The organism is Oceanobacillus phoenicis (genome assembly GCF_047238145.1).
Taxonomy (GTDB): Bacteria; Bacillota; Bacilli; order Bacillales; family Amphibacillaceae; genus Oceanobacillus.
Genome location: NZ_JBDFME010000001.1, coordinates 1,739,287 through 1,752,235, shown reverse-complemented (window position 1 = coordinate 1,752,235; position 12,949 = coordinate 1,739,287). Strand labels below are relative to the sequence as shown.

The window sequence follows — 12,949 nt, the reverse complement described above, 5'->3', positions numbered from 1 at the left end:
ATCTCCATTTCTTTAGTTTAGCTAATAATTTCTTCATTATATCTATCAAAACTCATTCGATCACTATTGACAAGAATATAGCTTGCTTCACCACGAATTATTGTCCAAACAACCACTTCTTGATCGTTCGTTTGAGCCACTACAATACTCCAATCATCGTTATCATACCGCTTTTCTAGTTCTTCTACATAACTATCTTGCATTTCTCTAATACGTAATTCTTTCAAATTCATCATGTTTACACCATAGCGATTTCTTACATCTTCAGCCATTTCTTGCGTTAGTTCTTCAGCGGAATGTTGTGCCAAATACTCCTCAGAAAAGTATCTAGCAACTAATTCATCGTCTTCCACAATTGCTGCTTCATATACATCAGCTACTACCTTTACAGAAGTTGGGCTAAGACAACCTACTAATAATAGCGGGATACATAGAATAATTGGCAATAATTTTTTCATGTCCGTAACTCCTAACTGACAACATTCTAGTATGATTGTAAGCGATTTGTCTCATTTTGTAAAAATTAGAAGTCGAATAATGATAGAAAATAATAATAAATTAATGGTACCGCGCCACTTCCATCTATTTAAGATTATGTTATAATATAATGTTATTTTCTAAAAAATTCATATATAGTAGGAAGGTGCTGACTTCATGAATTTATCTTCTCGTAGTAAGGTTGCGTGGATTGCCGTTATTACAGGCGTTGCGGTTATGGGTGATGCTATGTTATTTATCGTACTCCCGTTATATTGGCAAGATTTCGGACTGACGGAAATATGGCAAATTGGAGTATTGCTATCGATTAATCGATTTATTCGATTGCCATTAAATCCATTAGTAGGCTATTTTTATAAACATTTTCAACTGAGAACTGGAGTTTTTATTGCACTCATTCTTGCCGTAATTACCACATTATCTTATGGTATCTTTGAAGGATTTTGGATGCTTGTTATTATGCGGGCTTTGTGGGGAGTAGCCTGGTCTTTTATAAGATTAGGAGGATTTTTAACAGTTATTGATGTAACAACAGATAATAATCGTGGATGGCACATGGGGATGTATAATGGATTATGGGGGTTAGGTGGTCTTATCGGTATGTTAGCAGGAGGATTCTTAGTCGATCAAACTTCTATTCTATTTGTTACTGCGTTATTTTCTCTTGTTAGTTTACTAGCAATACCCGTAGCTTGGTTTGTTGTTCCTCCTAATAAAGGAGAGAAAAAAGATTCTTCTGTTCATGGTCCAGTACCCAAAACAAAATGGATGACTCCTTTCACTGTACTCGTGCTAGCTACAGGGGTAACTCAAGGCTTTATTATTATGGGATTATTTAATTCCACTATCAGTCCTTTGTTAGAAAATGTATATCAGCGTCCAATTCAATTAGGAACTATTATTTTAGGAGTAGCTACGTTAGCCGGTACGTTGCAAGCAATCCGATGGGCATGGGATCCATTTATTGCTCCAGCTATCGGTAAAATGATTGATCAGCGTAAACTCATTTATCCAATTATACTTGTTCCATTAATAGGTGGATCGATTTTATTATCAGCAATGGCATTTACCTCTTCCATTGCACTGTTAATATTATTGATATTTCTATTTCAATTATTATCAACAATCTTTACCACTACCACAGATACTCTTGCAGCTCGTGCGGCCGTGCGAACGGATCGTGTTAAAATGATGACCGCTCATACTATAGTTGTAGATGTTGGTTCAGCATTGGGTCCAATGGTTTCATTTATAATTCTAATGTATTTACCACTTTCTGCAGTGTATATTTTTGCTAGTTTTCTAATGATAACTTTAGCCATATTTTGGATTGTATTTCGCAGGCTTGAATTAGAAACAACAAACGTACAAAGTAATATAAGTTGAATACTATTACTACTTTCTCCATAATAGAGTCGTATGACATCGTTAAAGAATAGAGGGATATAGTGGTTAAAGAATCAAGTATTATATTTTTTGATATTGATGGCACCCTTCTAACTGAAGGGGATAAATTATTACCGCCTTCAACGAAGGATGCAATATTTCAATTAAAAAAGCTTGGGCATGAGGTTGCGATTGCTACTGGTCGAGCACCATTTATGTTTGAAGATATACGAAAAGAACTAGAAATTGATACGTATGTCTGCTATAACGGTCAATACGTAGTGTATAAAGGTAAAGTTATATATGCGAACCCACTAAAGGCAAGTTCTCTAGAAGAACTTACTCAGTTTGCCCTTGATCGAGATCACCCCATTGTGTTTATGAATCATGAGTCCATGAAAGCGAATGTACCAGAAGATCATGAATATATTCAAGAAAGTATTAACAGCTTAAAATCAGTACATTATCCTACACATGACCCAGCTTTCTATAAAGGCAGAGAAATATATCAGGCACTTTTATTTAATACAGCTGGAGAAGAAAAGCAATATGAAAAAGCGTTTGAGGATTTTCAATTTGTTCGTTGGCATGACAAATCCGTCGACATTTTGCCAGCCAATGGTTCTAAAGCAAATGGAATTAACAAATTATTAGCTTATACGGACTATCCGGATGAACAGCAGTATGCATTTGGAGATGGTCTTAATGATATTGAAATGCTTACGGAAGTTCAAAACAGTGTAGCGATGGGTAATGGGCAACCAGAAGCAAAGGCTGCAGCACGTTATATTACAAGACCCGTAAATAACGATGGAATATTACATGGATTAAAAATGGTTGGATTACTGTGATTAAAAATTTGGTCCCCTGCAATTAGATTTTAAAATAATTGCAAGGGGATTTTTTCCGTATCATGTCATTTCTGAACTCTGACTTGAATACACTCTTAATGATGTTTTTGGAAAAATCTCTATGCTTTATTAGGAGGGGTATAAATATGTCAGATAAGGATAATGAACCAGAGAAACGAAAACAAGATGACAATAAGAAAATGGATCAATTAAAGAAATTCTATCGTGATAATACTGACAAGGTAATGACTACAGATGAAGGAGTAAAGATCTCAAATGACGAAAATACGTTAAGTGCAGGAGATAGAGGACCTCAATTATTAGAAGATTTTATCTATCGTGAAAAACTGACCCACTTCGATCGAGAGCGTATCCCAGAACGAAATGTACATGCACGTGGTTATGGTGCACATGGAGTATTTGAATGTTATGAAACTCAATCAAATCTAACGAAAGCACATTTTTTACAAAAAGCTGGTCAACAAACACCTGTATTTGTCCGCTTTTCGCAAGTAGCCGGTTCACGGGGAGCCAATGAAACATTACGTGATGTTCGTGGTTTTGCTACAAAATTTTATACCGATGAAGGAAATTTTGACTTAGTCGGAAATAATATTCCTATATTTTTTATTCAAGACGGTATCAAGTTTCCAGATTTAATTCACGCACTGAAACCTGAACCTAATAATGAAATCCCTCAAGGACAAACAGCCCATGATACGTTTTGGGATTTTATTGGTAGTAATGAAGAATCGGCAGCTATGATGATGTGGATTATGTCGGATCGAACCATTCCTAGGAGTTTCCGTACCATACAAGGTTTCGGGGTACATACCTTCCGACTGGTAAATGCGGAAGGCAAGTCTGTCTTTTGTAAATTCCATTGGCGTCCTGTACTAGGAATACATTCATTAATTTGGAATGAAGCGCAAAAAATTGGCGGTGCTGATCCTGACTTTCACCGGAGAGATCTTTGGGAAAATATTGAACAAGGATTTTATCCAGAATATGAACTAGGGGTCCAGGTCATAGAAGAAGATCAAGAATTTGATTTTGATTTCGATATATTAGATGCAACAAAACTATGGCCTGAAGAAGATGTGCCCCTACAAATGATTGGAAAGATGACATTAAATAAAAATGTAGAGAATGTTTTTGCTGAAACTGAACAAGTTGCACTTCATCCCGGTAATATTGTTCCAGGGATTGACTTTACAAATGATCCTTTACTACAAGGAAGACTATTCTCATATACCGATACGCAAATTTATCGTGTAGGCACTAACTTCAAGCAGCTCCCTATCAATCGTCCCGTTTGCCCTTTTCACAATAATCATCGCGATGGATCTCAACGTTATATTATCGATAAAGGCCAAGTAGCCTACCATCAGAATTATTTAGCTGGAAATACTCCATATACCGTACCTGGTTCTCAAGGTGGATTTGTTACGTATCCGTCTTTAGTCGAAGGGTTGAAAGTACGAAAAACTGCACCTAGTTTTCTCGATCATTTCTCACAGGCGAGACTATTTTGGAACAGTATGACGGATGTTGAAAAGAGTCATATACTTCAAGCATTTAGTTTTGAATTAGGTAAAGTGAATGTTCCTGAAGTCCGCCAACGTGTTGTTAATCTTATTGGACATATAAGCCGACCACTCGCTACTGCAGTAGCAGAACAAGTTGGTGTAGAACCACCAGATGGGAGCATAAAACAATCAGATGTCACTAAATCCTCTCCTGCTTTAAGTTTAATGAATACAAAATTTCTTCCAGATACGTTAAAAGTTGCTGTTATTGTTGGTAATGGATATGATGGAAATGCTTTAGAATCTTTATTACAATCTTTTAAAGAAGTAGAACTTAAACCATTTATTATAAGTGAGCGCTTAGGAGAAATAACTGCGGATAATGGTGATAAATTAAATGTAGATGCCACCTTCTTAACAACTTCACCGGTTCTGTATGATGGGTTACTCGTTGTTGGAGGAGATCAAACCAGTGATCAATTCGCTTATCAGACTGGCAACTTTATTACGGAACAATTCAACCATTATAAACCAATTGGAGGCATTGAAGAAGGTGCTATATTAATTCAACAATTAGGAATTGCTAATCGGCCAGGAGTATTCACAAGTCCAACAGGTGGAGGACAATTTACAAGGCAATTTATAGATGGAATGGCAAAACAACGGTTTTGGGATAGATAAATAAGATTATTTTACTACCACAGTTTTTATTCTGTGGTTTTTTTTTGTTTAAGATGATCCAAAACAATAATAATGTTCGTTATCTAAATAAACATTTTATATACCTCCTTACTCTATGGTATCTTTAAATCAAACAAATAAAAGGAGAATGAGATGCGAATAGATGATATACAACTATTTCGGCGTATTCAGGAAAAAGATGAAGAAGCATTAGAGCAACTATATGATCGCTATGAAAAACTGCTTTATTCATTTTCTCTTCGAATGACAAGCAATGAAACAATTGCAGAAGAGGCCGTTCAAGATGTTTTTACAAAATTATGGACAAACAACCTTCCTTATAAAGAAGATAAAGGAAAGTTTTCTTCCTGGTTATTAACTATTACAAGAAACGCTTGTTTGGATCTAATAAGAAAAACAAAGACAAACAATGTAGAATTCCAGGAAAGAGATACTCTACAAGAGGATAATGAACCAACACCAGAGGAACAGGTTGAATGGAATGAAAAAAGACAACAAATCAACTCTGCAATGCAGAGTTTAAATGATGAACAAAAAGAAATTATCGAATTATTTTATTTTAAAGGATTATCACAATCCAAAATATCAGAAGCATGTAATATACCATTAGGAACAGTGAAAGGAAGAGTACGATTAGCGTTAAACCATCTAAACAAGCAAATGGAAAAAACAAATGAAAGGGGGATTCAATCATGACAAAGCTTGCGTGCCATAATTTAATTGATTATATTAACCATCAATTAACTGAAGAAGAAAGAAAAACTTTTGAACAACATCTTGAAGAATGTGCAGAATGCAAGAATGAATTGGACGAATTACAAGAACTGATGGATGATCTCCCTTATCATAGTAATCCAGAACCAGTTCCTTCCGGTATGAAACAAAGAGTATTGACAAATGTTCTAGACAGTGAAAAATCTAACAATAATACTAAAAAAAGTGAAAATGAAGTCAAGAAAGATAATTCTGTGCATATGCCAAAGAAGAAAAATAGCACTTGGCTTAAGCCAGTATTGGCTGCTGTTCTTACCTTATCCCTGATTGGAAATGGTGCAGCACTCTATTATATTAATTCCGGAACTACAGAGGAAGCTAGTCCACCAATTGACTCTATAAACCAAATTGCTAATAAATATCAAATGCAGGCTTCGGAAAATGTAGAAGCAAATGCTACAGCATTTTTACTTGATCAAAATGAGACTCCAACATTGATGATCCAAGCCGATAACCTTCCTGAGCTTACCGGAGATGAAACTTATCAAGTTTGGGTGTTAGAAGGTGAAACCCCACATCGCGCAGGAACGTTTACTGTTGATCAAGATGGAACCGGTGCTGTCATGCATTCCTTAGACAATATTGATCAATATAATTACGACACGATCGCCATCACAAAAGAACCGAATGCAAACAGTCAAACTCCACAAGGAGAAATTTTATTGCACAGTGCTTTTTAGACTAACATTCTAAAATATCGTTTTTTCTAGGTTAGAGGTTGGACAGAAGGGATTTACTCAAAAAATATATGGTAGCGAACTGGTGTGAAAAACCACTTCAACATTATCATTCATCTTTTGAGCAAACCGTATTCTTTTGTCCGTACCTCGAACCTTTTTTCTATAGACGCTACTCCTGCTCAGTCAACAAAGATTGAAAATCCACTAGGTAAAGTGGTTTTTTCTTTTTCTAGATCGTTGTAGACTCGCCTGCTAAAAAACGGTCGACTTCTAAGAAATAAGAAAAGCTTTAATTCTTTGTTCTGGAAGGAGTTTTTCTTTTCGGTACAGGTGAAAAATAGATGTATAGAAAAACATTAAAATTTTATTTTAGAAATACTGATCCAATTTAATATTCCTTTCGTTAGCTTATTAAATAAAGAAAAAGGAGAGGGATTTTCATGAATTGGAAAAAAACAATATCAATCGTACCATTAAGCGCAGCATTAGTTTTTTCAGGTACAGCTAATTTTGTTGGTGCACACGAAGGAGAACACAGTGAGGAGCCTACAGTTCAAACAGCAGCAGTAGACTTACGATCAGATTTAGGTCACTTATTGAGTGAACATGCCTATCTAGCTGTAGAGACTATGAGAAACGGAGCAAATCAATCTGAGGATTTCGAGGCTTCTGTCAATGCTTTAAATAGCAATACAGACGACTTATCAAATGCAATATCTTCAGTATATGGTGATGAAGCTGGGGAAGCATTTAAAGATATGTGGAGCGACCATATAGGATTTTTTGTTGATTACGTAAATGCAACTGCTGAAAATGATGATGAAGCAAAACAAGCAGCATTAGATGAACTCTCACAATATCGTGAAGACTTTTCTCAATTCTTAGAAGATGCAACCGGAGAACGTCTTGAAGCAGATTCACTAGCAGAAGGATTACAAATGCACGTTAATCAACTTATTGGAGCATTTGATAGTTATATAGAGGAAGATTATGCAACTGCCTACGAACATGAAAGAGAAGCAATTGGTCATATGCATATGGTAGCCAAAGGCCTATCCACAGCTATTTCCGAACAGTTCCCAGAGGATTTCGATAATACAAAAGCGGCTACGCCTGCTGGAGATTTGCGAGCTGACTTAGGACATCTACTTTCTGAACATGCTGGTCTAGCTGTAGTTGCTATGCAGAATGGATCAGATGGGTCACCTGATTTTGATGCTGCTGCCAATGCACTGACTTCAAATACAGAAGATTTATCCAAAGCAATAAGCTCTGTATATGGTGACGAAGCAGGGCAAGCTTTTGAAGAAATGTGGTCAGAACATATTGGATATTTCGTTGATTATGTAAATGCAACAGCTGAAGAAGATGAAGCTGCTAAGGAAGAAGCATTAAATAATCTAGAAAATTATAGAGATGAATTCTCTGGATTTATGGAAGAAGCAACGGAAGGAAATGTTCAAGCTGACGGTTTAGCGGAAGGATTGCAGATGCATGTTGAACAATTAATTGGAGCATTTGATGCCTATGTAGCTGGGGATTATGAAGAAGCATACAGTCAAGCAAGGGAAGCATATGGTCACATGTATGGTGCAGCTGAATCCTTATCTTCAGGCATTGTAATGCAACATCCTGATATGTTTGCTGCGGATATGCCTTCTGAAATGCCAAACACTGGACTTGGAACACCAGAAACTCAATCTACTAATGCGCTAATGTGGACAATGGGAGCAATTATTTTAGCTGGAATTGTTGTATTTACAATTCGCCAAAAATATTCAAAACAATAAAGAAATTAAAAGGAGGAATTGGATGTTTCGTCTAATAATTAGTTTTATGTTACTTTTTTTAGTCGCATGTAGCCAAGATAATCAATCACCTTCATCTGACAGATCCAGTTCCTCTTCACAACAGGAAAATGATACGTATGTACCATTAGAATATAATACAGATATAAATGATGAGGAGGATGATACTTCCTCATCATTTATCATTAAAGATAAACAATACAATATTACTCCTAGTGAAATTAATATAGATTCAATCAATGTTTCTTCTTCTGTTGAAAGTGTTGGTTTATTAGAAAATGGAGAAATGGCTGTCCCAGAGGATTTCACAAAAACCGGTTGGTTTGACTTAGGAACAAACCCTGGAAACCGTGGCAGTGCAGTTATTGCTGGCCACGTCGATGATAAGACTGGACCAGGAGTCTTTTTTGACCTTGATAAACTTAAAAAAGATGATGAAATTGAGGTTATTGGAGAAGATGGGGAGAAATTAACATTTAAAGTGGTTGACATAGAAGTCTTTCATAAAGATAATGCACCGATTGAAGATATATTTGGTTATACATCTAGACGAATGTTAAATTTAATTACCTGTATTGGAACTTTCGATCATTCTATTGGTGGTAGAACAGAAAGATTAGTCGTGTATACTGAATTAGTTGAAGAAGATTTAGAATAAAAACAAAGTAATTTCCGATTAACTCTATTAACCACTTTTTTCGATTTCTAAAGCTATTTTGGGTTTTAGAGCTGCTCTATTAACCACTTTCACGGATTTCCAAAGCTGTTTTGGGTTTTAGAGCTGCTCTATTAACCACTTTCACGGATTTCTAAAGCTATTTTGGGTTTTAGATCAGTTTAATAATTAGTGATCGTACAAAATAATTAAACTTTATCAATCAAAACTATCTGGGTTACTACCGGAACGATCATTTTGATTCATCGCATCAATCTGGTTCATTTCTTCTTCTGTTAAAGAAAAATCAAAGATATCCGCATTAGCTATTATTCTTTCTTTAGTAATTGATTTAGGTATCGTAATTACATCATGCTGAACATCCCAACGTAAGATGACCTGTGCTGGAGACTTAGCGTATTTCTTAGCGATCGTTTGAATAATATCCTCTTCTAGCAATTGCCCTCGCTTCAATGGAGACCAAGCTTCTAGTTGAATATTATGTTGACGACAAAATGCACGCAGTCCTTCCTGTGTTAGATGCGGATGGAATTCCACTTGATTAACTGCCGGAATAATTTCAGCATTCGCAAATAATTTTTCTAGATGTTGTACATGGAAGTTACTTACACCAATGGCTCTTACTTTACCTTCTCGGTAGAGTTCTTCCATCGCCTTCCAGGTTTCTACAAAAGTATCTTTCACTGGCCAATGAATTAAATATAAATCCAAATAATCAGTTCCTAATTTCTCTAAGCTTCTTTGAAATGCCTGTTTGGTAGAAGTATATCCTTGCTCATCATTCCATACTTTAGAAGTAAGAAAAATATCTTCACGAGGAACTCCAGAATTTTTGATTCCTTCACCTACCCCTTTTTCATTATCATAGAATGAAGCTGTATCAATACTACGGTACCCGTTTTCTAAAGCTGTTTTCACCGCCTCTTCTGCAACCGATCCATCTTCAACTTTATAAACCCCTAAACCGAATCCTGGCATTTCTAATCCATTATTTAATGTAAATGTATCCTGTAAATGTTTAATCATGTAGCGCACCTCCATAATCTTTGTTACTACTATCATACATGAAATACCTTTTTTTCTTAAATATATCGTCACACTATAATTTAGTTTGCTTTATATAGATAGATTCCATTGATTAACTCTTTGGTACACTCTCCTGCTAATCTTAAATATTCTAAGTGAGCAATGGTCTCACCAACAGCAAATCTTGAATCATGTACCGACATTTTTTTCGGAAATAGTTTTTCGGTTGCTTCATAGACCGTAGTCTCCACTTTTATTTTGTCCAATAAATAGGAAAGTCGCTCTTCATGATGTGCTTTTATTTCTTCTATTCGCTTATTAGCATCTGAGAACGGGTTACCATGAGCAGGAATCACCCATTCTACATGTAACTTTTTAATTTTTTCTAGTGAAGATAAATAATTTTTTAATGGGTTTTCATTACCATGAAACCAATAAGAAATATTTGGCGTAATCTTAGGTAAAATATGATCTGTTGATAAAAGGACGTTTTTCTCTTGATTGTAAAAGGTTACTAATCCATCAGAATGTCCTGGTGTATAGATAATCTCATATTCATATGTACCGAATTGAATTCGATCTCCTTCCCTTAAATACCCATGAACAGATGGATATGGAGTTACATACAGGTAAAAGGATGATGTGTTATCCGCTAATTCCTTTGCTATTTCTTCTGGTATACCTGCTAGTTTATAATTATCTTTTAACTGCTGCAGGAATGGTTTTTCCCAAGATGATAAAGCTGCACGCGCATCGATCTCTGTCATCCATACATTAGCGCCCGTCTGTTGTTGTAATCCTCCTGCATATCCAAAATGATCTGGATGATAGTGAGTAATGATAATATCGGAAACATGTTTTCCTCGCAGTTCTTCATTCCAACGTTGTACAGTTTGGTTACGATGTAGTCCTGTATCCATCACTTTCACGCCTTGATCCGCTTCTCCAATAAAGCAATTTACATGATTTAATCGAAATGGTAGATCTAAGGTAACTTTTTTAATTCCAAGCTGATCTAACAAACAAATCCCTTCCTTCACTAAGCTGATGATTGTTTAATGAAGAAGAGTTTGGGATATAACAAAAAGATTTGATCATAAGACGGATGGTAACTAGAATAAGCATAAGAAATATACGTAGAGTATACTCACTCCCTCCCGTGGGAGGAAGGAATAGGTGAGACCCTGATTCGGGAAGCTCACCAGCTAGGCCCGCCCAAGAATAACCGTCGTATATTTCTAAAAGCGGATATTCAAAACCTGTTCATCTTTTGAGTAAATGCTTTTCTCCCAACCTCTTTCAACAAAGATCTATAAACTCTATCTACTTAACTCTTTTTTCTAGTTAACAACTTTTCAAATTCATAGCACTACATTAATTTACCTTCTTCGCTTTCTCCCAGTACAACTCTCTTAAACGGAATTTTTGTAGCTTTCCTGTAGCTGTCTTTGGCAACTCTTCGACAAACTCAACTTTTTTTGGAGCCTTAAAGTGAGCAAGATTCTCCCGACAATACGATATGACTTCATCTTCTGTCAGCGTTGAATGCGGCTGTGGAACAATGATTGCTAATGGAACTTCTCCCCACTTTTCATCAGGGATTGCAATTACGGCTACTTCTAATACATCTGGATGTTTGTATAGGACTCCCTCTACTTCTGTAGATGAAATATTCTCTCCACCGGAAATAATTAAATCCTTTGCTCGATCTCGTATTTCTATAAAACCATCCGGATGAATGACAGCTAAATCACCCGTATGGAACCACCCGTCTTTCATAGCTGCATCAGTTTTTTCTACATCTTTATAATATCCTTTCATCACGACATTTCCACAAGTGATTATTTCTCCTAACTCCTCCCCATTCCAAGTAACCTCTTCTCCATCAGGACGAATAACCGTTGTTTCACCATTAAACGCAAGCTCAATTCCCTGTCTCGCTTTAATGGTTGCTTGTTCATCAGTGGATTTGTCATTAAAATCTTGTTTCCATTCACAATATAAAATAAAAGGGGACGTTTCTGTTAGTCCATATACATGAATCATTTGTAATCCTAAAATATCTTGTGCTTTTTGAATTAATGCCGCTGCAGGAGGAGATCCAGCGGTAGCCATTCTAAGTTTAGACTGTAACTTTACATGTTTTGCTTTCGGCTCATTCACCAGCATATTTACCACTGTAGGTGCCCCGCATAGCATGGTTATCTGTTGTTGTTCAAATATATCTAATATTAATGGCGGGTCGACTTTGCGTAAACAAACATGCGTACCCCCTGCAGCAGTTATTGCCCAAACTCCTCCCCAACCATTCGCATGAAACATCGGTAATGTGTGCAAATAGCGATCATCATGGGAAACATTAATATGATAAAGAAAGTTGGCTGCATTTATATAATTGCTACGATGGGTTAGCATAACACCTTTTGGATTCGACGTTGTACCACTAGTATAATTAATCGTCATTAACTGATTTTCATCAATTTCTACTATCGGTAATTCGGTCTTTTCTTTATCATGATGTATTAACGCTTCATAACGAGTACCTTGTAAGGAAGTGTTCTCTCCATCTACTTCTACAATAATAATGTCTTTTAAGGACAAACTATTCTGAATATCTTCAATTGGACCAGCAAATGCCTCATCAACAATTAACAACTTTGCATCACTATGATTAATGATATAGTTTAAATCTTTTGAAGAGAGACGATAATTTAATGGTACCATCACTGCTCCAATCTGGCATATTCCATAAAAGCATTCCAGCATATAGTGTGTATTTGGCAGCATTACAGCGACATGGTCACCTTCTTTAATACCTTTATCGAGTAAACCCTTGGATAATTGATCCACCCGATGGCCAAATTCTTTATACGTAAACGATTTATCTCCATCAACTATAGCTACCTTTTCAGGATAATATTTAATTGCTCTCCGTTTCCAATCTAGTGGGGTTAGTGGTGCTAGCATTTGCAAAACAACTCCCTTATAGTAAGATTTGTTCTATACTCCTCACTTAAAC

11 protein-coding genes are annotated in these 12,949 nt (G+C 36.0%); 7 read left to right on the top strand and 4 right to left on the bottom strand.

The window, feature by feature from the left end; translation table 11 throughout:
* Positions 1 to 17 precede the first annotated feature (17 nt).
* Complete coding sequence (locus ABC346_RS08765) at positions 18 to 458, bottom strand: putative periplasmic lipoprotein (RefSeq protein ID WP_413234493.1); 441 nt, start codon at positions 456 to 458, stop codon at positions 18 to 20.
* A 196-nt stretch (positions 459 to 654) separates the two neighbouring features.
* Here ABC346_RS08765 and ABC346_RS08760 point away from each other — a divergent pair, with 196 nt between their 5' ends.
* From ABC346_RS08760 to ABC346_RS08730, 7 genes are all read left to right on the top strand, one after another.
* Positions 655 to 1,884: an MFS transporter gene (locus ABC346_RS08760; RefSeq protein WP_413234492.1), complete on the top strand. Its 1,230-nt coding sequence runs from the start codon at positions 655 to 657 to the stop codon at positions 1,882 to 1,884.
* A gap of 62 nt (positions 1,885 to 1,946) precedes the next feature.
* A complete protein-coding gene (locus tag ABC346_RS08755) occupies positions 1,947 to 2,735 on the top strand; it encodes a Cof-type HAD-IIB family hydrolase (protein WP_413234491.1) in 789 nt (262 codons plus the stop codon).
* 146 nt (positions 2,736 to 2,881) lie between these two features.
* A complete protein-coding gene (locus tag ABC346_RS08750) occupies positions 2,882 to 4,945 on the top strand; it encodes a catalase (RefSeq protein ID WP_413234490.1) in 2,064 nt (687 codons plus the stop codon).
* 153 nt (positions 4,946 to 5,098) lie between these two features.
* Positions 5,099 to 5,662, top strand: a complete 564-nt coding sequence (locus ABC346_RS08745; RefSeq protein WP_413234489.1) for an RNA polymerase sigma factor — start codon at positions 5,099 to 5,101, stop codon at positions 5,660 to 5,662.
* Complete coding sequence (locus tag ABC346_RS08740; protein ID WP_413234488.1) at positions 5,659 to 6,420, top strand: anti-sigma factor; 762 nt, start codon at positions 5,659 to 5,661, stop codon at positions 6,418 to 6,420. The genes ABC346_RS08745 and ABC346_RS08740 overlap by 4 nt, the downstream gene beginning before the upstream one ends.
* 440 nt (positions 6,421 to 6,860) lie before the next feature.
* On the top strand, positions 6,861 to 8,210 hold the full coding sequence (locus ABC346_RS08735) for a copper amine oxidase (protein WP_413234487.1): 1,350 nt from the start codon (positions 6,861 to 6,863) through the stop codon (positions 8,208 to 8,210).
* Positions 8,211 to 8,232: 22 nt separating this feature from the next.
* Complete coding sequence (locus ABC346_RS08730; protein WP_413234486.1) at positions 8,233 to 8,886, top strand: class F sortase; 654 nt, start codon at positions 8,233 to 8,235, stop codon at positions 8,884 to 8,886.
* A gap of 216 nt (positions 8,887 to 9,102) precedes the next feature.
* Here ABC346_RS08730 and ABC346_RS08725 read toward each other — a convergent pair whose 3' ends face one another.
* From ABC346_RS08725 to ABC346_RS08715, 3 genes are all read right to left on the bottom strand, one after another.
* Positions 9,103 to 9,930, bottom strand: coding sequence for an aldo/keto reductase (locus tag ABC346_RS08725; protein WP_017797841.1), 828 nt, complete (start codon positions 9,928 to 9,930; stop codon positions 9,103 to 9,105).
* Between the two features lie 80 nt (positions 9,931 to 10,010).
* A complete protein-coding gene (locus tag ABC346_RS08720; RefSeq protein ID WP_413234485.1) occupies positions 10,011 to 10,952 on the bottom strand; it encodes an MBL fold metallo-hydrolase in 942 nt (313 codons plus the stop codon).
* Between the two features lie 352 nt (positions 10,953 to 11,304).
* Complete coding sequence (locus ABC346_RS08715) at positions 11,305 to 12,897, bottom strand: long-chain-fatty-acid--CoA ligase (protein ID WP_413234484.1); 1,593 nt, start codon at positions 12,895 to 12,897, stop codon at positions 11,305 to 11,307.
* Positions 12,898 to 12,949 lie beyond the last annotated feature (52 nt).